24 protein-coding genes and 1 pseudogene are annotated in these 21,838 nt (G+C 42.1%); 15 read left to right on the forward strand and 10 right to left on the reverse strand.

What is annotated here, in order from left to right; translation table 11 throughout:
• Positions 1–206: 206 nt before the first annotated feature.
• The 5 genes from FTV13_RS14380 to FTV13_RS14400 form a co-directional block, all read right to left on the reverse strand.
• Positions 207–1,259, reverse strand: a complete 1,053-nt coding sequence (locus FTV13_RS14380; protein ID WP_180012393.1) for a porin — start codon at positions 1,257–1,259, stop codon at positions 207–209.
• Between the two features lie 336 nt (positions 1,260–1,595).
• Positions 1,596–2,009, reverse strand: a complete 414-nt coding sequence (locus FTV13_RS14385; RefSeq protein ID WP_159124443.1) for an HIT family protein — start codon at positions 2,007–2,009, stop codon at positions 1,596–1,598.
• A 31-nt stretch (positions 2,010–2,040) separates the two neighbouring features.
• Positions 2,041–2,307 carry a YARHG domain-containing protein gene (locus tag FTV13_RS14390; protein ID WP_159124442.1) on the reverse strand — a complete coding sequence of 89 codons (267 nt, stop codon included), beginning with the start codon at positions 2,305–2,307 and terminating at the stop codon, positions 2,041–2,043.
• A gap of 82 nt (positions 2,308–2,389) precedes the next feature.
• Positions 2,390–3,262 carry an NAD(P)-dependent oxidoreductase gene (locus FTV13_RS14395; RefSeq protein ID WP_166134859.1) on the reverse strand — a complete coding sequence of 291 codons (873 nt, stop codon included), beginning with the start codon at positions 3,260–3,262 and terminating at the stop codon, positions 2,390–2,392.
• Between the two features lie 55 nt (positions 3,263–3,317).
• Positions 3,318–4,415, reverse strand: a complete 1,098-nt coding sequence (locus tag FTV13_RS14400; RefSeq protein WP_034171075.1) for an alpha/beta fold hydrolase — start codon at positions 4,413–4,415, stop codon at positions 3,318–3,320.
• A gap of 142 nt (positions 4,416–4,557) precedes the next feature.
• Between FTV13_RS14400 and FTV13_RS14405 the strand changes: the two genes are divergently transcribed.
• The 9 genes from FTV13_RS14405 (at position 4,558) to trpB (ending at position 12,265) form a co-directional block, all read left to right on the forward strand.
• Positions 4,558–5,745: an O-succinylhomoserine sulfhydrylase gene (locus FTV13_RS14405; RefSeq protein ID WP_180012395.1), complete on the forward strand. Its 1,188-nt coding sequence runs from the start codon at positions 4,558–4,560 to the stop codon at positions 5,743–5,745.
• Between the two features lie 28 nt (positions 5,746–5,773).
• Entirely contained in the window at positions 5,774–6,103 is a 330-nt protein-coding gene (locus FTV13_RS14410) for a YbaB/EbfC family nucleoid-associated protein (RefSeq protein ID WP_125279140.1), read from the forward strand.
• Positions 6,104–6,116: 13 nt separating this feature from the next.
• On the forward strand, positions 6,117–6,713 hold the full coding sequence (recR, locus tag FTV13_RS14415) for a recombination mediator RecR (RefSeq protein ID WP_125279141.1): 597 nt from the start codon (positions 6,117–6,119) through the stop codon (positions 6,711–6,713).
• A 182-nt stretch (positions 6,714–6,895) separates the two neighbouring features.
• Entirely contained in the window at positions 6,896–8,038 is a 1,143-nt protein-coding gene (locus FTV13_RS14420) for an HRDC domain-containing protein (protein ID WP_005235921.1), read from the forward strand.
• Positions 8,039–8,167: 129 nt separating this feature from the next.
• Positions 8,168–8,473, forward strand: a complete 306-nt coding sequence (locus FTV13_RS14425) for a YcgL domain-containing protein (protein WP_004783715.1) — start codon at positions 8,168–8,170, stop codon at positions 8,471–8,473.
• A 21-nt stretch (positions 8,474–8,494) separates the two neighbouring features.
• Positions 8,495–8,878, forward strand: coding sequence for a hypothetical protein (locus FTV13_RS14430; protein WP_159124440.1), 384 nt, complete (start codon positions 8,495–8,497; stop codon positions 8,876–8,878).
• 21 nt (positions 8,879–8,899) lie between these two features.
• Positions 8,900–9,751: a MoxR family ATPase gene (locus FTV13_RS14435; RefSeq protein WP_104426039.1), complete on the forward strand. Its 852-nt coding sequence runs from the start codon at positions 8,900–8,902 to the stop codon at positions 9,749–9,751.
• Between the two features lie 13 nt (positions 9,752–9,764).
• A complete protein-coding gene (locus tag FTV13_RS14440) occupies positions 9,765–10,952 on the forward strand; it encodes a VWA domain-containing protein (RefSeq protein WP_180012397.1) in 1,188 nt (395 codons plus the stop codon).
• Positions 10,953–11,059: 107 nt separating this feature from the next.
• A complete protein-coding gene (gene trpB / locus FTV13_RS14445) occupies positions 11,060–12,265 on the forward strand; it encodes a tryptophan synthase subunit beta (RefSeq protein WP_179992995.1) in 1,206 nt (401 codons plus the stop codon).
• Between the two features lie 140 nt (positions 12,266–12,405).
• Here trpB and FTV13_RS14450 read toward each other — a convergent pair whose 3' ends face one another.
• The 3 genes from FTV13_RS14450 to FTV13_RS14460 all read right to left on the reverse strand — a co-directional run bounded on the left by FTV13_RS14450 (position 12,406) and on the right by FTV13_RS14460 (position 13,702).
• Positions 12,406–12,837, reverse strand: a complete 432-nt coding sequence (locus FTV13_RS14450) for a CBS domain-containing protein (RefSeq protein ID WP_125279146.1) — start codon at positions 12,835–12,837, stop codon at positions 12,406–12,408.
• 100 nt (positions 12,838–12,937) lie between these two features.
• Positions 12,938–13,312, reverse strand: a complete 375-nt coding sequence (locus FTV13_RS14455; protein ID WP_034171083.1) for a DUF2750 domain-containing protein — start codon at positions 13,310–13,312, stop codon at positions 12,938–12,940.
• Between the two features lie 156 nt (positions 13,313–13,468).
• A complete protein-coding gene (locus FTV13_RS14460) occupies positions 13,469–13,702 on the reverse strand; it encodes a hypothetical protein (RefSeq protein WP_034171084.1) in 234 nt (77 codons plus the stop codon).
• A gap of 220 nt (positions 13,703–13,922) precedes the next feature.
• Between FTV13_RS14460 and FTV13_RS14465 the strand changes: the two genes are divergently transcribed.
• Together FTV13_RS14465 and FTV13_RS14470 are read left to right on the forward strand one after the other, a co-directional pair.
• Positions 13,923–14,285, forward strand: a complete 363-nt coding sequence (locus FTV13_RS14465; protein ID WP_081402667.1) for a hypothetical protein — start codon at positions 13,923–13,925, stop codon at positions 14,283–14,285.
• Between the two features lie 104 nt (positions 14,286–14,389).
• Positions 14,390–14,713 (forward strand): hypothetical protein, encoded by a 324-nt coding sequence (locus FTV13_RS14470; RefSeq protein WP_179992994.1) that lies wholly within the window; start codon positions 14,390–14,392, stop codon positions 14,711–14,713.
• On the opposite strand, the gene FTV13_RS14475 is transcribed toward FTV13_RS14470, so the two are convergent.
• Together FTV13_RS14475 and FTV13_RS14480 are read right to left on the reverse strand one after the other, a co-directional pair.
• On the reverse strand, positions 14,637–16,214 hold the full coding sequence (locus FTV13_RS14475; RefSeq protein ID WP_180012399.1) for a pitrilysin family protein: 1,578 nt from the start codon (positions 16,212–16,214) through the stop codon (positions 14,637–14,639). The genes FTV13_RS14470 and FTV13_RS14475 overlap by 77 nt on opposite strands.
• An 11-nt stretch (positions 16,215–16,225) precedes the next feature.
• A complete protein-coding gene (locus tag FTV13_RS14480; RefSeq protein ID WP_373687239.1) occupies positions 16,226–17,566 on the reverse strand; it encodes a M16 family metallopeptidase in 1,341 nt (446 codons plus the stop codon).
• Positions 17,567–17,798: 232 nt separating this feature from the next.
• Between FTV13_RS14480 and ftsY the strand changes: the two genes are divergently transcribed.
• The 4 genes and pseudogenes from ftsY (at position 17,799) to FTV13_RS14500 (ending at position 21,409) form a co-directional block, all read left to right on the forward strand.
• Positions 17,799–18,902 carry a signal recognition particle-docking protein FtsY gene (gene ftsY / locus FTV13_RS14485; RefSeq protein WP_179992991.1) on the forward strand — a complete coding sequence of 368 codons (1,104 nt, stop codon included), beginning with the start codon at positions 17,799–17,801 and terminating at the stop codon, positions 18,900–18,902.
• Positions 18,903–19,082: 180 nt separating this feature from the next.
• Positions 19,083–19,772: pseudogene (locus FTV13_RS14490) on the forward strand (nitroreductase family protein).
• A 182-nt stretch (positions 19,773–19,954) separates the two neighbouring features.
• Positions 19,955–20,548: a nitroreductase family protein gene (locus tag FTV13_RS14495; RefSeq protein ID WP_179992990.1), complete on the forward strand. Its 594-nt coding sequence runs from the start codon at positions 19,955–19,957 to the stop codon at positions 20,546–20,548.
• A gap of 195 nt (positions 20,549–20,743) precedes the next feature.
• Positions 20,744–21,409: a DUF2057 domain-containing protein gene (locus FTV13_RS14500; protein ID WP_166134835.1), complete on the forward strand. Its 666-nt coding sequence runs from the start codon at positions 20,744–20,746 to the stop codon at positions 21,407–21,409.
• Positions 21,410–21,838: the final 429 nt, after the last annotated feature.

The following is a 21,838-nucleotide window of genomic DNA, read 5'->3' on the forward strand; positions in this document are numbered from 1 at the left end:
TACGCAAAATAATTCGGTACTATTAAACATCGGGACTAGAGTTTTAAGTTTTGTGTGGTAACTCAACTGATGGCTCTAGTCCTCTTATTTTTCAAGTCAATTTTTTATCCGCGATTCGGGTTAATTAAAATAGTCGGGATTAATTAAAAAATAAAAAAGAACCCGCATCAGGCAGGCTCTTTTCTAATATGAAATTGGGGAGGGCTTCAGAAGTCGTAACGCATACCGACCGATAGTCCGAAGCTGTCTTCACCACGTGCGCCAGCCACTGCATTGCTACGGCCTTGTGCCCAAGGTGTCAGATTTGAGTTTTCATCATTTAATACACTGGCCAGATTGCTGTAGATGCGGACTGCTGGGTCAAGACGATGTTCAATTCCAATCGCCAGTAAAGTAGCATTGGCATCATCGGCATCTACATCACGGTGAAAGACCTGTCCACGCAATGAGGTCTTGGCTGCTAATTTATATTCACCTGCGATGCCAAAGACCTGAGCATCAGGATTAACTTCGGTATTGTCATGCTGAAGGAACTGATACAGACCACCGAGTTTCAAGTCTGGCGTGATTTTGTAGGCACCTGCAATCCGGAAACCATCACGTTCACCACGACTGGCTTCTTCTTCATAATGTTCATATGCCGCTGCAAAATCAACTTTATCTTTTTGGTAGGTAAGGGCAACGTCATAAGCCTTATCTTTATCTTTTTCACCATCCTTAGATGCATCCGGGCTGTTGGCTTCATGTAGGGAAAGTGCACCCAGAACATTAAATCCATTGCCGAATTTTGGTGATTTATATTCAATGCTATTGGCATTACGTTCATCAAAACGCAGATTCCCTACACGGGTCACGTTACGTACATCGCCGACCATATCTCCAAAGAAGTTAACTGGACTGCGTGCCACTTTAAATGGACTATCGAAACGGCCGATCCTTGCCTGACCGAAATCACCTTTTAAACCGACGAAGGTATCGCGAGTAGCAAACTCGACATCATCATTTGCAGAGCCACTGGCAAAGTTAATTTCCTGCTCAATCTGGCCAAATACGGTCATGCCATTTTCAAGTGTCTGTTCAGCTTTAAATCCAAGGCGTGATGCATTGGAGGAAATTCCAACTTCATTATAATCTTGGCCATCATCTAGATAATCTAAAGACACATGTGCACGTCCATAGACTTTGACATCAGCAGCGACTGCCATGAGCGGTGTAAAAACGCTTGCCCCAATTGCGAAAATGCAAAGTGATTTTTTCATATAAAGCTCCAATCAGACTTTTTTAGGTCTTTTGAGGTGTATGCAGTAGCTCGGTCTTGGCTACCATCCTGTATTGGTGCTCAGTATTGAGGATGAATAAGTCAGTATGGTTAAGGAAATATTGCAGATCTATGAAATCTAAAAAGGGAGCAATTTTAATTTTTAAGATTCTGTGCAGGATTTTTTTGCTTTAGTTAACGCTGATCCAGTAGATGAGTAATGCGGTTTTAATAAAGTCATTTAAGAGGAATACTGTATTTATGAATGGTGATAAAAAATGAAAAATAAGGCATAAAAAATGGAGCCGAAGCTCCATTTTTAAGGACGAAGAATGAATTAAAGAGCAGCTTTAATTTTCTCTGCCAGTTGTTTGATTTTTTCCTGATCACCCATTTGTGCAGCATGTTTGCCGAGATTGTGCAAAGAGGTAGGTACCAGATGGAAATGAACATGCGGAACAGTCTGACCCGCCGCAGCGCCAGAGAGCTGCATGAGTACAATGCCATCTACACCTAAACCTTTTTCAATCGCTTTGGCAATTTTTTGCACCACCTGAATGGTATAGGCTGCAACTTCAGGATCCAGGTCAAGCAAGGTAATTGCTGGAGTTTTAGGAATGACCAGAGTATGACCATCGGCCTGTGGCATGATGTCCATAAATGCAAGAACTCGGTCATCTTCATACACTTTAATTGCTGGAAGTTCACCACGCAGAATTCGTGCAAAAATATTTTGGTCATCGTAAGTCATAAGTGCATTCCTTGAGCAGAATTGAATTGTATTATTTACAGTTCAATTCTTTCTGACGTTCTTTGATCGCGTCAAGACGTTGCTGCTCTTTTTCTGAAAATTTTGGCTTGGTTGTGTAGCAATTGTCATTAAACTTTGCTTTTGCTTCAGGATCCTTGAAACAGAAACCTTTTGATGCATAAATGACATCATGGTCATTTTTCAATTTTTTGCATTCCTGTTCAGATGCAAGAACCGATGTTGAAGCCCCAAACAAAGTTGCAGAACCGACGAGTGCTGCAACAAATAACTTATTCATAAGAGTTTCCTCAGTATCACTGCATGTGGCTAGTCTATAGTCACAATATTAGGTTTGTTTATTATTATTCAATGGCGAGATATTACTCAATGGTAATATTACTCCATGATTCATACATTTTTACAGCACTGGAAAAGTCACTATTTTTATCCGACAGATTGCTAGCAGCTTGCACCAGACTTTGACCTAAAGCGAGAAGTGGTACTGCCAGTTTGGCATCGCGCGCAAGATCAAGTGCAATGCCTGTATCTTTGGCTAAAAGAGGCAGGGCAAAGGTAACAGGGAAGCTACGGTTCAAAACACGCTGTGGTAAAACGGTTTCAGTCACATTGCTTTTACCGCTTGATGCATTGATACAATCCAGCGCTTCATTCAGGTCAACGCCGTGCGCTTTCAGTGTGGTAAAGCCTTCTGCTGCTGCACACAGGTTTACAGCCAGTAACATATTATTTACCGCTTTTACCGCAAAGCCGGCACCTGATGTGCCCACATGCTTGATCAATTTGCCAAACGCCTGCATCGCTGGCAGGGCTTTTTCAAAGCCTTCCGCATTACCGCCGACCATCACAGTCAATGTGCCATTTTCCGCACCAATGGTCTGGCCACTCACAGGCGCATCCAGGAAAATCACACCCTGTTCAGCAAGTGCTTCTTCTAAGCGTCGGGCAGCGTCAGGAACACCGCTGGTACAGTCTACCCAGATACTGCCAGCTTTAAGGCTGAGGCCTTGGACTAATGCTTCAACATCGGCACTGGTCGGCAGGCAGGAAAAAATAATATCTGCCTGAACTGCCTGTTCTAAAGCGACAGCTTGGGTGCCATATTCAGCAGCATGTTCTTCAGCCTTGGCAAAAGTACGGTTCCAGACATAAACTGTCTCAAAATGCTTGGGTAAATGCGCTGCCATGCGATAACCCATTGCGCCTAAACCAATAAATGCCACTGACTGAATCATGTCATACCCTCTGAATAAAATAATAAATACCTGAAAATTGCCGGCTCTTCCGGAATTAAGCATCTATCCGGGTTGAGCGTTGTGCCAGCCAGGTGGTCAGTTTCGGCCAGAATGTATTGGCTGTTTTCTGATTGGACATCAGTCCAAGATGACCACCCGGGATAAGAGTAAACGTCTTATCGGTACTACTTGTCAATTCCATCAAAGGTTTAGCTGACTGTTCTGTAACAATCTGATCGGTTTTCCCAGCCCCGACCAGTAAGGAACAGTTAATATTTTTTAGGTCAATCGTTCGGCCGTTTAAAGTCATTGAGCCATTTTTTAAAGGATTTTGCAGCCATAAGTGCAGCACCATGTCCTGATTGATTCCACCCGGATAATCAATCATCTTGTTCAAAAAATTGCCCATGGTGGCATGTTCATAGACATCTTCAACATTTTCCAGGTTCATCAAAAACTGCTTCTGGCTTTTAAACCAGCCAATCGGATCAAGGAGCTTAAATCCCAATGCATTGATGATGCCGGGCGAATGAATATATTCCTTAGGAATCAATCCTTGGTGAATCGCCTGTTGCAGGGTTTTATTTTTGGAAATGAGCTTGTTGGTGGTGCTAAAAAGCTTGCCAACGCGACCGGATGCATAACTGTCAATCGGGCTACCCAGTACAATCAGGTTTTTAACATGTTCAGGGGAATGTAGCGCAGTATAAAGCGTGACAAAAATTCCAGCCATACTCCAGCCATGCAAGGAAATAAACTGACTGCCTGAATGCGAGCAGATTCGTTCAATAGCCTGAGGAATCGCGCCGTCGATAAAAGACAGGAAATTCAAGTGACGGTGTTTATAACGGAAACGTTTCCATTCCACTAAATAGACATCAAAACCGCTATGCTGAAAATGCTTGACTAGTGAACGGTAAGGATACAGATCATAAATATCCATATTAATCGCAAGAGGGGCAACAAAGACTAACGGCTCACGGTACTTTTTTTCAGGCGCTGCATAATAGCGAATTTTGCAGAACTCAGTCGCAGCAATATATTCAAAGGGCGTTTTTTGCGAAAGAATCAGGGAAGACGAGTTAAATAACCGTGCATTCAGGTGTTTTAATTTTTTCTTCTGGCGTTGAATATTTTGTTTTAACTGAATCATGTAAATAATTTATCCGTATACAAAGGAGAATTGGTCGAAGTCTAAGCAATAATTGCTTATTATGCCTTGACCTGAAATAGCTTAGACGCTCAAAATGTTGGCAATTTTTTACAAAAGGCAGCCTTTGGGCTGAAGTAAAGTGATGAGCCAGCAAGACGATTTTAACTATCAATTAGAAACTTTAGCCATCCGTACCGGTCACACCCGCAGCTTCGAGGGTGAGCATGGTGAACCGATTTTTCTAACATCGTCATTTGTTTATGAAAATGCGGCTGAAGCCGCAGCGAAATTTTCAGGCCAGGAGCCGGGTAATATTTACTCTCGCTTTACTAATCCAACTGTTGCCATGTTTGAAAAGCGTCTGGCTGCCTTAGAAGGCGCAGAACGCGCTGTTGCGACCAGCTCTGGTATGGCTGCGATTATGGCAGTAGCGATGGCTTACCTGAAAGCAGGCGATCATGTCATCTGTTCACGCGCCGTATTTGGTTCAACAGTTTCTTTATTTGAAAAATACGTGGCTAAATTTGGTGTCGCAGTTGAGTTTGTCGATCTGACGGATCTGGATGCATGGAAAAATGCCATCAAGCCAGAAACCAAGTTACTTTTTGTTGAATCTCCGTCAAACCCACTGGCTGAAGTGGCAGATATTCAGGCTTTGGCAGATATTGCACATGCCAATGATGCATTGCTCGCGATTGACAACAGCTTCTGTACACCAGTGTTACAACAACCACTCAAATTTGGTGCAGACTTAGTCGTATATTCTGCGACTAAATATCTGGATGGCCAGGGTCGTGCACTCGGTGGCGCTGTGGCAGGTAACCACAAACTGCTTGAAGAAATTTTTGGTTATGTACGTACTACCGGTCCTTCTATGAGCCCGTTTAATGCCTGGGTATTCCTGAAAGGTCTGGAAACTTTACGCTTACGTATGCGTGAACATTCTGCTAATGCACAAAAACTGGCAGAGTTCTTAAATGCACATCCGAAAGTAGAAAAAGTTTACTATGCGGGTTTGCCTGAACATGTTGGTCATGAACTGGCAGCAAAACAACAAACCGGTTTCGGTGGTATCGTATCTTTCGAAGTGAAAGGCGGTCGTGAAGGTGCCTGGAAAGTAATTGACAATACCCAGTTCATTTCAATCACCGGTAACCTGGGTGATGTGAAATCAACGATTACTCATCCGGCAACTACGACGCATGGTAAATTGTCTCCAGAAGCCAAAGCAGCAGCGGGTATTCGTGAAGGTTTAATTCGCGTTTCTGTTGGTTTGGAAGAGATTGATGATATTATTCGCGACATTACACGCGGTTTAGATCTAATCTAATTTTATAAATATATGTTCGGAGATCTTTATGAACATTAATATGTTGATGCAGCAAGCACAGCGCATGCAAAAAGAAGTCGAAAACAACATGAAAAAAGCCAAAGAAGAGCTTGCGCAAACTGAAGTGCATGCTGAGGCTGGTGGCGGTCTGGTGAAAGTTACCATGACTTGCCGCAATGTGGTGAAACGTATCGAAATCAATCCTGAACTGTTACAGGACGATCCAGATATGATCGAAGATCTAATTGCAGCAGCGATGAATGATGCAGCGCGTCAAGCAGAAGCGATCTCTGAAGAGAAAATGAAATCTGCAAACTCAGGTATGGGCTTACCACCTGGTCTGGCTGGTTTATTCTAAGGAAGTATGCGCAATGTTTAGTGATCGTTTTGATCAACTGGTTCAAGCATTACGCATTTTGCCAAGCGTTGGGCCGAAATCGGCCCAGCGTATGGCTTTGCATTTAATCATGAAAAATCGTGAAGGGGCGATCGGTCTGGCACATGCCTTAACTGAAGCAACCGATCACATTCATGAATGCTCGATCTGCCATTCATTGACAGAAGATGAAGTCTGTAATATCTGTACCTCACTTGAGCGTGATGATGAACTGCTTTGTGTAGTAGAATCACCGGCAGATGTCATGGCAATTGAGCAAAGCGGCAGTTTCCGCGGTAAATATCATGTTCTGGGTGGTCATCTGTCACCTCTAGATGGAATCGGGCCTGAAGAAATCGGTATTCCGTATTTACTGCAACGCTTAAGTCAGGGACAGATCAAGGAAGTGATTCTGGCCACCAATGCGACTGTCGAAGGACAGGCAACTGCACATTATCTGGTTGAAGCCAGTAAACATTTACCTGTGCAAATGACGCGTATCGCTCAAGGGGTGCCTCAAGGCGGAGAACTGGAGTATGTCGATAGTCATACGTTGAGTCAGGCAGTGCATAACCGGATGCGAATTAAGTGAAATATTAATTATATTCTCTTAATATATAATATAAAAAAATATTATTAAAAATATAAACTAGATAAGCTATATTCGAAAAATATGGAACAAAAAGTGTGATTTGGTTGTCATATTTTTATATAAAAATTCTATATATCGGGTAATATAGCTTCATCGAGCATCTAATTTTAGACTCAGTCTTTATGTTTCAATTTATTCAACATCAGCACGACTTAAATCATGTCCTGAATCTTATGGATCAAAATCCGGTCTATGGCCTGGATACAGAATTCATTAAGGTAGACACCTTGTGGCCAAAACTTGGTGTTTTTCAAATCAATGTCAATAACAATGTCTATTTGCTGGATGGAACAACACTGGATCTGAGTGAATTTCTGAATAAGATTTTTAATGCTCAACAGAATATTTTCCATGCCTGCAGTGAAGATATTGACCTGATTTATCATTACACCCAGAAAAAAGCCCTGAGCAATGTCTTTGATACACAGGTCGGCATGTCATTCCTCGGACATGGTTTGCAGGTCAGCTATCAGAATGCCTTGAAACAGATGCTGGATGTCGATATTGAAAAAGATCAGACCCGCTCTAACTGGCTGGCACGGCCTTTAAGCTCTGAGCAGTTGCTGTATGCAGCCAATGATGTGCATTATCTGGTGCAACTGTCGGATAAAGTCAAACAGGATCTGGAAAGCAAGTATCTGCTCGATTTCGCTCTTGAAGATTGCCGTTTTTTGACCCATGAAATTGGTGAAGAAACACCGACTGCCTTGCTTTATCAGGACGTCGGTAATTATCGCCATTCACGCCGTCAATTAATGCAGTTACAACAACTGGCTGTATGGCGTGAGCAGATTGCCAAGGCATTGAATCAACCGCGTAGTTTTATTCTGAAAAACTCGACCATGATTGATCTGGTAGAGAAATTCCCGCGCAATAATTTCCAGCTCAGTCAGATGAAAGACATCCGGGCCAATATTGTCCGTGAACATGGCAAGACTATTCTTGATCTGTTGAAATTCCTACCTGATCAGGCCGACTGGCCATTACGTCTGGCACGTCCAATCCGCCATTCATCCAGAGAGATTGGCGAGAAGGTTGAAACAATGATTCAGAATATATCCAATGAGATCTCTGTACCCAAAGAAGTGCTGATGCGCAAGAAATGGCTGAATGCCTTATATCAGCATGTGGTATGTCATAAGGATGAACAGGATCTGCCAAACTACTTGCTTGGCTGGCGCTATGAGTTATTAACTCTGCCGCTAATTAAGGTATTGCATCAGGATGAGTCTTATCTGTCGACACAGATGAAAGTGGTTGAGTGATTTTTACTGGATTGATTAAAGATAAAGCAATTATACAAAATCACGACTGATGCATTTGAAGCGGCTAATGTTTCTGTCGTTTTTTTGATGTATCCTTGCGATTGTTTTTTCAGAAAAGTCGTTTGAAACATGCAAGTGTCTATCTACAAATCTAGCAAAAAAGATGAAATGTATCTTTATGTGGCGCGTCCTGCAGATGAGAACGAAGCCGAAACATTTGAACCACTAGAGGTATTGGCTGAACCGGTACGTGTTGCTTTTGGTCGTGCGACTTTTGTCATGCATCTTGAATTGAGTGAATCGCGTAAACTGGCACGTGCCAATGTTTTACATGTGATGGATTCAATTTCTACTCGTGGTTTCTTCCTGCAAATGCCACCAGAAGGTTTGATTAACCCGAATGCGCCAGCGCCAGAAGGTCTTCGTGGGGCTTAAGCTCAGTTCAGGAGTTGTGAAATGAATGGTTTTGTAGCTGTATTGGACTCAATTCCTGACCAGAGTATTGCGTTTGCAGTGTATCTGCTGGGCAGTCTGATTGCGTTAGCCTGCTGGTATGGCGTGACCAAGCGCATGCCAAAGGCAATGGGCGGTTTTTTATGGTTGCTAGCCTTTGCCGTGCTATTAACCCCAACCGTTTCTGAAGGCAGTAATGCTTCAGTTGCACCTGCTATTTTCGGGCTGCTGTTTGGTATTCTGACCAAGGAATATGAACTCGTTTGGATTAATGCGTCACTTATTTTATTTGTCATTGGTATCGGGTCTGTGATTGGCTATTGCTGGTCGACCTATGCATCCAGTAAAACGGGTCTTGAGTCAAACAAGAAAAGTTCACCGCTGTAAATAGAAAAATAAGGTTCAATCATGTCTGCTGATATTCAACAATTCTCAGGTACGGATCAGTACATTGCCACTGACAGTTTAAAACTAGCTGTGAAAGCTGCGCGTAGTTTGCAAAAACCCTTGCTGGTTAAAGGTGAGCCGGGTACAGGTAAAACCTTGTTGGCTGAACAGGTGGCACAAAGCCTTGGACTGAAGCTGATTACCTGGCATATCAAATCAACGACCAAGGCACAGCAGGGCCTGTATGAATATGATGCGGTATCACGCTTACGTGATAGTCAGTTAGGTGATGATCGCGTTTATGACATCAAGAACTACATCAAGCCGGGTAAACTCTGGGAAGCATTTACCAGTGAAGAACGCTGTGTATTGCTGATTGATGAGATCGATAAAGCAGATATCGAGTTCCCAAATGACTTGCTGCATGAACTCGACAAGATGTCTTTCTTCGTTTATGAAACGGGTGAAACCATTACTGCTACCCAGCGTCCGATTGTCATCATCACTTCAAATAACGAGAAAGAGCTTCCAGATGCTTTCTTGCGCCGTTGTTTCTTCCACTATATCGAGTTTCCGGATGAAGCGACCATGCGTGAAATTATCGATGTGCATTTTGAGAATATTTCAGCAACGCTGGTGAATGAAGCTCTGCAAGTCTTCTTCAAGTTACGTCAGATTCCAGGCTTGAAAAAACCACCTTCAACTTCAGAACTGATCGACTGGCTAAGCCTACTCATGGCAGATGATATGCCGGAAGACATTTTAAGAAATACCGACAAGTCCAAAGCGATTCCGCCTTTGTACGGCGCGCTGATCAAAAATGAGCAGGATGTACAACTGCTTGAACGTCTAGCCTTTATGTCGCGTCGCTAAGGGAGAAACACGCATGTTTGTGCGATTGTTTTATACCCTCAGAAAATATGGCGTACCAGTTTCCACCCGTGAGCTGATTGATCTGAATCAAGCGGTGGCGGCAGGCGTGGTTTTTGCTGATCAGGGCGAGTTCTATCAGCTTGCTAAAACTGTGATGGTCAAAGACGAGCGCTACTTCGACAAGTTCGATCGCGCCATGAAAGATTACTTTGATGGTATCGCGACTTTTGATCTGGATGAACTGCTGAATCAGGTGCATAAACTACCCAAAGACTGGTTTGATCTGGAACTTCTGGAAAAGCACTTAACCCCTGAACAGCGTGAAGAACTGAAAAAAGCCGGATCGCTGGAAGAACTGATGAAAATGCTGGAAGAACGCTTGCGCGAACAGCATAAAAAACATCAGGGCGGGAATAAGATGATTGGTACTGGTGGCACATCGCCATTTGGTGCCTATGGTGATCATCCTGAAGGTGTGCGCATTGGCGGGCCGGGGCGTAAACGTTCCGCCGTCAAAGTCTGGGAACAGCGTCAATACCGTAATCTGGATGATGATCAGATTCTTGGTAGTCGTCATATGCAGATGGCACTGCGCCGTTTGCGTAAGTTCGCTCGTCAGGGTGCGGCTGAAGAACTGGACATTGATAGTACTATTCGTGAAACCGCCAAACAGGGGATTCTGGATGTGCAATTGGTGCCGGAGCGTCGTAACCGTATTAAAGTACTAATGCTGTTTGATATCGGTGGATCAATGGATGCGCATATCGCTCAGTGTGAAAAACTGTTTAGCGCCGCTAAGACCGAATTTAAGACTCTGGAATATTTCTATTTCCATAATTGTCTATACGACTATGTCTGGAAAGATAATGTCCGTCGTTCCAGCTCGCGCATGAATACCTGGGATCTGTTCAATACCTATGGACGGGATTACCGGGTGATTGTAGTGGGTGATGCCAGCATGGCACCCTATGAGTTGAACTCCGTCGGTGGTTCGGTCGAATATATGAATGATGAGGCAGGACAGGTCTGGTTACAGCGTCTGCGTCAGCATTTTGATAAAACCGCTTGGCTCAATCCTGAAGAAGAAAAATACTGGCATTACACGCATACTATTGGCCTGATTAAGCAAATCTTTGAAGATCATATGTTTCCAATGACCTTAAAAGGTATTGAGGATATGACCAAATATCTGGCGCGTTGATTCCATTTATCTATAAGTGACTTTATCTATAGTTATTAGTGCTTTAAAACGAATTATTCTAGTATAAAGTCACTTGTTATACCTTATTCCAATAATCAGGAATTATTATGGCTCATCAAATTAATGGTATTGCGTTGCCCAATGAAGAGGGTTTCTTTGGTCAATATGGCGGTCAGTTCATTCCACCGGATCTAAAACAGGCCATGGATGACATCAATGTTGCCTATCAGGAAATCCGTCAAACTGAAGAATTTCAAAATGAATTAAAAGACCTGTTTGCTAACTATGTCGGCCGTCCTAGCCCTTTGTTTCATGCTAAACGCCTTTCTGACCAGTTAGGTGGAGCACAGATCTATTTAAAACGTGAAGACCTGAATCATACCGGTGCACATAAAATCAATCACTGCCTGGGTGAAGCACTGCTGGCGAAATATATGGGTAAAACCAAAGTCATTGCAGAAACCGGTGCAGGTCAGCATGGTGTAGCATTGGCTACTGCATGTGCTTTGGTGGGTATTCCATGTGAAATTCATATGGGCCAGGTGGATATCGAAAAAGAACATCCAAACGTCGTAAAGATGAAAATCTTGGGTGCTAAGCTGATTTCTGTGACGCGTGGTACTGCGACCCTTAAAGATGCAGTCGACAGTGCTTTTGAAGAATACTTGAAAGATCCGAAAAACTATATCTATGCGATTGGTTCGGTGGTAGGACCGCATCCATTCCCAATGATGGTGCGTGATTTCCAGTCCATTATTGGCGATGAAATCAAGGTTCAAACCAATGAACGCTTCGGTGCAAACCCAGACTTTGTGGTGGCATGTGTGGGTGGTGGTTCAAATGCCATGGGGGCATTCACGGCATTCCTGAATGATCCAGAAGTGAAACTGGTGGGGGTAGAGCCTGCAGGTCATGGCTTAAATACTGATAAGCATTCCGCAACGCTGACTTTGGGTAAACCAAGCCAGTTGCATGGTATGGCCTGTTATGTACTCGAAGATGAGCAGGGTGAGCCTTTACCTGTGCATTCGATTGCTTCTGGGCTGGATTATCCAGGCGTAGGGCCACAGCACAGCCTGCTGAAAGATCTAGGTCGTGTGGAATACACTACAGCAACAGATCAGGAGTGTCTGGATGCCTTTATGACCCTGTCACGCGTTGAGGGAATTGTGCCAGCATTAGAAAGTTCACATGCAGTGGCTTGGGCAATTCGTGAAGCGGGTAAACTGCCTAAAGAGACTAAGATTGTAGTGAATCTTTCAGGTCGTGGTGATAAAGACTCTGACTATGTCGCAGAGAAACTCGGTCTTTAATTTGATCTAATAATCAAAAAATCCCAGTCTTAAGGCTGGGATTTTTTATATCTAATCTGGTTTTGATATGACATTGTCATTTGTTTGTAATGACATTTTGAGTTTGAATCTTAATTTACGTATTTAACTAAGAAAGAATTTTAGCCTGAAATATACTGTTGTAACTGATCAATCAGCTTACGTTGATCTTCCATTGCAGCTTTGACCAAGTCACCAATCGAAATCAGGCCAATCAGTTTGTCATTTTCAACTACAGGTAAGTGGCGTAAATGGCGGTCAGTCATTAATGCTAAGCAGTCTTCAACAGAAGTTGCAGAAGTCACGGTTATGACTTTAGGTGTCATAATTTCATTGACCGTGGTATCAAAAGAGGTTCTTTGCATCAATGCGATTTTACGGGTGTAATCACGCTCTGACAAAATGCCGACCACACTGTCTTCGTGGGTAACGACCAGCGCCCCGATTCCTTTTTCTGCCATCAGGCTAATTGCTTCTAAAACTGTAGAGTCTGGACGGATGGTATAAACTGCCTGATGTACTTTATCACCGAGCACTTGTGCTACGTTGGTCATTCTATTGAGTCCTTTTTATCTAATTATTATTAGTCCTAGAGTATGTATCCAGCTGAACATCTCTAGGTGTCTATTTTATGTCTTTATAAATAACATGTTTTTAGGCAAAGTGCAGTCTTTGTTGTGAAAAAAACAGGTGACGCATCTGTGGAATGGATAATTTTAGTTTAGTGCCATTGCCGCTACATAAAGTAGGTGTCACGGCTAGTCGGGACAGTGTAGGTAACAAGTTGTTTTCGAAATCTTCCGGGTTGATTCTACGGGGTACATAACCTGGCCAATGTTCCTTGGCATAATTTTTGGCATCCAGAGAATTAAGCCAGAATGGAAAAATATAATCTTCCTGATCACGCATCATCGCCCAACCCTGATGATAGACGCCCCACAAAACGCCGCAATACATCATAGATTTGAGGATGGTCAGCCTCAAAAGAAAGTTTTTACAAATCGGGTCGTATTGAATAATTTTTCGCATTGTCGTTAAAATAAAGTGCTATTAGAGTTCAGCTCTATTCTAGAAAGTTCCAGTGAAATTACTGTTTCAGCTTTGCAAGCAATCGTAATAAATTATGTCTTAATTGCAGTATTTCGAAAAAATGGCATAAAAAAACGTCACCGAGGTGACGTTTCTTCAGGCTTGCATGGTGGCCATGTTCTGCCAGTATTGTGCTTTGAGTGAATCTCGTTCTACACGAAAACCCTGATAATACAGTTCAGCTAAAAAGAGAGCTGCTTTACCGTGACCGGCGCGCGCTGCATCTTCTAATTGTTTTACTGCATCGACAAAGTTCATTTGCGATTGAATGGTATTCACTGCATCTGCATACAGATGTTCCAAATCATGTTGAGAGATATTCTGCATAATATAAAAACTCCTTAATTTTAATTATGATTTCGGATAGACTTTTAAGTCTAAATACAAATATAACTTAGTATTATTAAACTAATATTACAGAATAATGGAAAAGTCAACTATATCAGCTTTCCTGTTTACTTAATTTATAGTTTGTACGATCAAACTATACACACTTGGAAGTTTGGTTGGTATAGATTTTAACAATAGAACAAAAGAAAAGGAGAACAACATGATGCAAAGAACTCTTGAAGGGCTCAGTTTTGATATGCCCCCAACAGCCAGTCAGATTACAGAATTGGCGCATGTACACCGTAAAAAACTGGATGAGGCAATTTATGACAAATATACCCATCTAGGTGATTACAGTCTGGCTCAACGTAAAGAAGTTTATGATTTTACCCGCGCTCTGGACGAAACCCAGCGTGCAGAGTTTTATAGTCACTATAATGATGAATTGGTCCGAATTGCAGATGAAGATCGACTGCATCCACCTGAAGCAGAAGCCGGCTTAAGCAAGTTTGCAATTTTACTGGTTTTAGGTCTGGTGGCTATGGTCATTGCCTGGAGTGTGTACGAATTGTTGAAATCCTAACCGATTTATAGTCATATCGAGATGTGTATTTATACTGGTCATTCAATCTTTGACTTGAACTTCATGGGGCCCAGCCATACACTAGCTGCAACTTGAGGTAGTGTATGGCTATAGATAGCAAAAAATTAAGCAATTTTCTGAATAAAATTAAGCTTGAACAAATTTATAATGCGGTTGTTATTTTTATTGTGGCATTAATTTTATGTCTGGCTACATTTGCCATTTATCGTCCACTGACGACTTCTCAATTTAATTTACTTCAGCAACTTGCAGAACAGCAGAGCTTACCCCAAACACAGGATATGGCTCAAACTTTGCTGCAACAGCAACGCATCCATCGCGGTCAATATCTTAAATTGATGCAGGCGTATCAACAGGAATCTCTACGGGCTCGTCAGCTTCCGCCGGTTTCTGTGGAGATGCCTTAGGTATTGGAATCGTATTCGGCAGTGGTGTAGAAGGATCTAACAGGTTCTGTTCCAATCGTAGTTTTAATGCTTCTTTATCTAATTCTTGACTTACCACGACCAGTGTCAAGCGTTCTGGATGCAGATGTTTGCGCACGGCATTTTGCACATCTGCTGCGGTAATTTTGGCTAGACGTTCTGGATAGCGTGATAGATAGTCGGCTTGCTCTGCATAAAAGCCCATCGTGCCTAACTGGGCATTGATCGTGGCATTGCTGCTGTAATTATTCGGAAATGCTCTTAACATCCCGGCCTTGGTTTCTTCCAGGCGCTTAGTATCAATTGGCTGATTTACAAAGTTGATAAAAGCTTGATGTGCGACCTGAATGCTATCCAGTAATTGATCTTGTCTAGTGGAATAACGGAAGCTAAATATACCGGGTGCCTGACTAAAGCTGAATGTACTATAGGCACCATAGGTATAGCCACGTTTTACCCTTAATTCCTGCATCAGTACTGCATTAAAGCCGCTACCACCAAACATGCAGTTGGCTACTTCCAGAGCAAGCCGATCTTCAGTAAAACGGTTTGGTCCTAAGTGGCCGAAGGTCACATGTGCTTGGGATGAGTTATAAGGCAAATGCACAATATCAAAACCCGATTTTTCCTCAGGATTAGCTAATGCAACTGCTTTGTGTCCTTGAGGCAAATTGCCTGCAATTCGTTCAGAAAGTCCCAGTGCCTGTTTAGGACTGAGTTTGCCGGTAATGGCAATATTCATGTTTTGTGCCACCAGAAACTGATCACGAAATTTTTTCAGTAAATCTGCTGTGATTTTTTTGGTACTGCCAATCGTGCCGGTAATGGGTTCGGCATAAGGGTGTTGGTCATACAATGCCCGATAAAACCGGATATCCATCAGTTTGCTTGGATTTTCCTGAAGCTGTTTTTGTCCTACTTGAGTATTGCTGAGTGCTAATTGAATACTGGAAGGCTTGAATGTAGCATTTTTGAGAACTTCCATCATCATGCCCAAAGCAGGTTCCATTTTCTTGGGATCTGACAAAGTTCGCAGGCGAACGACAAACATATCGCGATAAGCCTGTACGCTAAATTGTGCGCCTGTGGCATCAAAGACTGAAGCTACCTGTGCGGCCGTATATTTATCTGTTCCTTCGCGCATCAGTTTGGCTGCTGTGCTGGATAAGCCAAATAAACCTTTAGCAATTTCCTGATCTCGTGCTGATCCGGCATTAAAGGTCAGTTGAATATCGACCATAGGTAAATCACGGGTTTCAACAAATAAAGTGCGAACTTTGTAGTGATTATTCAGGTCATGAATAAAAGGTGCTTGAAATGCCTGCTTTTGATTAATGTTTTTTAAACTTTGCAGGAGAGGGATCGCTTGTAGCTGACTGGGATTATCATTCAGATCAGGTTGGGTATCTAAATAATTTTCTGCCCAAAGGCTTGAACTGAGGCTTAAGCTGGTTAAAAGGATAAGAGAGCGAACTTTAGACATTGTAATAACCATTATTGAGCTTTCTGTTCAGGCAAAAGGTAGAGCGTACTTAAATTTTCACGGACAAAATAGGCATTAGCAACCCGCTGAATATCCTCTGCACGGGCACTGTCATAATGCTGAGGCAGTTCATCCATCAGGCGGTAACTCAATCCGTTTACTTCAAGGTTTCCAATCATTTTGGCCTGTCCGCTCAGACTGTCCTGACTATAAATCAGATTTGAAATAAAGCGTGTGCTGATCCGTGCCAGTTCATACTCAGAAATAGCTTCAGTTTTTAATAAATCAATTTCTTTCTGGATGGCCGTTTGTGCTTCTGCCAGGTTAACGCCTGGAGCCGGAAGTGCGGAAATACCAAACAGGCTATCTCCACGGTTATAAGGATCATAGGATACACTCACAGAAGTAAGCACTTTGCGGTCGCGAACCAGACGATCCTGCAACCGAGAAGAAATCCCACTATCCAGCAGGCTGCGAATAATGGTTAGAGCATAGGCATCTTGAGGATTCTTGGCGGTAGCTAGAGATTTCACATTCCAGGTCATATACAGATTAGGCACCTGAACATTGCTCTCAATTTCCATATGACGATAGCCTAAGCGCTCAAACTCGAGTACATCATTACGTGAGGGTGTGGGACGCGCCGGAATATCACCGAAATATTTCTGTACCTGAACGAGAGCTTCTTGCACATCTAAATCACCGACAATCACCAGAATGGCATTATTCGGGCTATACCAGTCTCGATACCATTTTTTAACATCACTCAGCTGAATATTATTAAGCGTTTTCATGTGACCAATCACGGGCTGACGATAGTGACTGGTGGGATAACTGATCCATCTAAAGCGTTCAAATGCCTGGGCACGCGGATTATCATCAGTACGCTGACGCCGTTCTTCCATTACCACTTTAATTTCCGGATCAAAATCTTGCTGGCGTAACAACAGGTTTTTCATACGGTCAGATTCAAGTTCTAGCGCCATCGGAAAATAGGCTTTGGGATAGAGCTGATAATAGTTCGTGTAATTGGTAAAGGTTGCGGCATTAATACTGCCGCCATAAATCCGGCTTAACCGGGTAAATTCATCATTGGGAACCTTGCTTGTGCCTTTAAACATCATGTGTTCCAAAGCATGAGATACACCGAGAATATTGCCGGACTCATCACTACTGCCGACTTTATACCAGATCTGTGTCATCACCATCGGGGAGCGATGATCTTCCCGGATAATGACTTTTAAGCCATTACCTAAATATGTTTCGATGGTGGTGCGGGATAATTCACTCTGGGTTGCGGCATGTACGGGGTTAAAACCGAAACTCAGGAGGAGTACAGCGGCTGGAGAAATCCGTTGTTTAATGATTCTGGATAAGGAGGAGATAGCAAAAAAAGATAGGGACACAAAGTCTTCCAATGAATAGATATTTGTATTTAGGATTATTTTTCAGAAATCTTGTATTGAAAGCAACCAAACACTGTTATTTTTTGGTTGTTTATTCATGGATTGGATTGCCCGCTCAAAACACTGCAAGTTATGCTAGAATTCAATTTTTTAACGCAATGCTTTTCAAGGATTCGGCATGCAACAGCAATCTAATGGGCAAAACAAATTTTTGATTGATGCTGATATCGGAGATGATGATGTCACATTACCGAGTTTACCTGCGGTTAATGTGCCGATTGTAGAAACACCAAGCACAATTGCTGAAGTTTCTGCACCTGTAGCGACAGAAGCTCAGGAAGAAGAACCTGCTACAAAAGGCGGTTTCTTTAGCCGTATGAAAGAGGGTTTAACCAAAACCCGTAAAAATCTTGCCGATGGGATGGTCAATATCCTGATTGGTGGCAAAGAAATTGACGATGAATTATTAGAAGAAGTTGAAGAACAGCTTTTGGTTGCAGATATCGGTGTTGATGCAACTAAAACAATTATTGCCAATTTGACTGAACGTACCGCACGCGGTGACCTGATTTATTCTCACTCGCTGTATAAAGCACTTCAGGAAGAACTGGTGGCTCTGCTGGCTCCGCGTGTTAAACCGCTGCATATCGATTCAAACAAAAATCCTTATGTAATTCTGGTCGTGGGTGTAAATGGTGTAGGTAAAACCACGACCATTGGCAAGCTCGCAAAACGTCTGCAAGGCGAAGGTAAAAAAGTCATGCTGGCTGCGGGTGATACTTTCCGTGCTGCTGCAACTGAGCAGTTACAGATCTGGGGTGAACGCAACAATATCGCCGTCGTAGCCCAAGGTCATGGTGCTGACTCTGCTTCAGTCATTTTTGATGCTTTTGAAAGTGCACGTGCCAAAGGTGTGGATGTTTTAATTGCAGATACTGCAGGCCGTCTGCATAACAAAGGTCATCTGATGCAGGAATTGACCAAAGTTAAACGTGTGATGCAGAAGATTGATGCGACTGCGCCACATGAAGTGATGCTGGTGGTGGATGCCGGTACAGGACAGAATGCCATTAATCAAGTTGAAATGTTTGATGAAGCAGTAGGTTTAACGGGTTTAACCATTACCAAGCTGGATGGTACTGCAAAAGGTGGTGTGCTGTTTAATATTGCCAGCCGTACCCATGTACCGATTCGCTTTATCGGTGTAGGTGAGAAAATTGATGACTTACGTCCATTCTCGGCAAAATCATTCGTTGCTGCATTGTTTGAAACTGAAAAATAATTAATGCGACTTGCGTCACATAAACTCCGCTAAATGCGGAGTTTTTTGTTTTTAAGGAGTTTGAATGCTCTAAAAAGCAGCATAAAAAAATAGCAAATCCTGCCTGCCTGAATAAACCCATTATAATTGTATGGGATTTTCCTGGTGATTGAAGTTCAGGCTATATGTAGAGGGTAGAAAATGGCATTACTCAATAAAATTGGGCAGGTATTAACAACTGACCTGACTAAGGATTTTAAATTTCCTAAAAAAAGTAAAGCAGTTGAAAATTTAGAATTCACTTTTGTTGAGAAATTAAAAAAGTGCCGTGGGACCTATCAGCTAGGTAAGCGTGTGCATTACAGTCAGGCTTATCTGACCGAGCTGATTCAGGAAGCTGTGCATAGTTGTCCTTCAGCCTATAATTCACAAAGTGCACGCATTATCGTGCTATTTGCCGATTCACATCATCAATTCTGGAACATTGTGAAAGATGTTCAACGCCAGCATGTGCCGGCATCGGTCTACGAGGGGATTAGAATCAAGCTGGATCAATGTGCAAATGCCTATGGTACGATTTTATTCTATGAAGATCAGCGCGCCATTCAATAATTACAGAAGAAAGTTCCATTTAGTGCTGATGATTTTCCACTATGGTCAGAGCAGACTTCCGGCATGGTACAATTTGCTGCGTGGACTGCGCTGGCAGATGCTGGTCTAGGTACTTCTTTGCAACATTATAATGCGCAGATCAATCACCCTGTAGCTGAGCATTTTAAGATTGATGAAAACTGGTTGCTACGTGCTCAGCTCTGTTTCGGTTCAATTGAAGAAGCAATAGAAGATAAAATTGAGTCTGTAAACCCAGACAGCTTCCAGGTATTTAGCTAAGACCTGTGATTCTTGAAATTAGTATGTGCTAAGGTGACTGATACAAAGGATCAACCTTAACATCTCTGAGAATGTTCTATAAATAAAACACATTGTTATCGAAATAAGACTGTTTTAGGCAGTGAAAATGCTTAAGATGATCTTATCGGTTTTAAATAATCAGAATAGAACGAGGTGAGATCATGGCATTCCTAGATCATATTAAAAAACGCCGTAGTATTTATGCCATTGGGAAAAATGTCAGCCTGGATCAGGCAGAAATTGAGAACATCATTAAAGAGGCGGTGAAACATAGTCCATCATCTTTTAACTCGCAATCCTCACGCGTGGTGATTTTGTTTGGTCAATCACATGATACTTTCTGGCATATTGTGCGTGAAACTTTACGCGACCTGGTGTCAGCAGATGCTTTTGAGGCTACCAATAGCAAAATAGATGGTTTTGCGGCAGGTTATGGAACTGCACTGTTTTATGAAGACCAGAATGTCATTAAAGGAATGCAAGAAAAATTTGCGCTGTATGCAGATAATTTCCCGATCTGGTCAGAGCATGCCAGCGGTATCGCTCAGTTTGCAACCTGGACAGCTTTGGCTGAACATAATGTTGGTGCATCACTACAGCATTACAATCCGATCATTGATGAAGAAGTGGCGCAAACTTTCAGTATTCCATCGAACTGGAAGCTTCGTGCTCAATTGGTATTTGGTTCAATCGAAGCCCCTCCAGGTGAAAAAACCTTTATGGATGATGCAGAACGATTTAAGACCTTTGCATAATCGATTTAGAGATGAGAAAGAAGTACTGTTAAGTACTTCTTTTTTTATGTGTGATATAGCAGAAATCAGAAGATAGATAGTCTGATAAATGCTGAGTAAAGTACTGTAGAGACAAAGCATTTGTCATAGAATTGTCATTTATACACGGCATAGTGCAATGAAAATTTTATATATTAACCAGAATGAGTGAGTGACATGGATTTACGTATCACAGCAGCTGTAGTTGCATTATTGAGCAGCACATCAGCTTTTTCAGCCGTGACATTAACCGTACCTGAAGAAATCAAGATAATCGCAGTGAATGATCAGGAAGTACGTTCAGGTCTATTACGCTCAGATCAAACTTATAAACTGGATGCTGGTACGAATGCGATTAGTGTTCGCTATACTGAATTTTTCCAGCACAATGACAATTCTCATGACATTTTAAAATCTGGCGTAGTAACTGTAAAAACTCCAGAACTTAAAGATGGTGAAGCTTATAAATTGGCTTTAATTAACGCGCCTAAAAATTTTGATGAAGCGAAAAAATATAAAGATCAGCCAATTATTGGTTTATATGATGCAAAAAATCAGCTTCTGGTTCAGCAGGCGGGAGCAAAAGATGCAGCGAAACCATTACTAGGGCAAAGCGTTTTAGGAAAATCTGTGGATTTGACAACGAATAAAGTAATAACTCCAACAAATCAGCCGGCAGCGGTCTACACTCAAACTGCAAGTACACCGAATATTGCTACTGCAAACGTTCAGGAAAATGCATCAGTTGGTCAGCTTGATCAGCAATTAATTCAGTTATGGAAGCAGGCATCTAAAGCTGAACGACAAAAATTTATGAATTGGCTTGGCGAGCAGGAAAATTAAAATTTATTGTTCAATATTAAAAGGGATCGTATGCAACGATCCCTTTTAATAAAAACTAAACCAGTCGAAATTCACATTTGCTTAAAATTTCAGGCCAAAAGTGACTGGAAAAAAGCATTAAAACTGCTAAAAATAGCAATTCAGATTAAAAAATAAACGTACAATGCGCTTTTTTGAATATTTTTAAGAAAAGCTCTTGCACTGGTTCGGAAACTGTATAGAATACTCAGCACACCAACGCAATGCATGAAACGAAACGTTAAGTGGTTGGGTTGGAGCTTAAAACTGACGAGGTTTTAAGTAAGATCATTAAGAGATTATGAAGAACAACTTGTGTGGATTTTTACTGGTTGATTGATCGAAATTATTTTCATTGATTGAATGGTAGAAATTACTCGAAGTTTATTTGAGAAATATTTGTCAGAAAAT

The organism is Acinetobacter sp. YH12235 (assembly GCF_013417705.1).
Taxonomy (GTDB): domain Bacteria; phylum Pseudomonadota; class Gammaproteobacteria; order Pseudomonadales; family Moraxellaceae; genus Acinetobacter.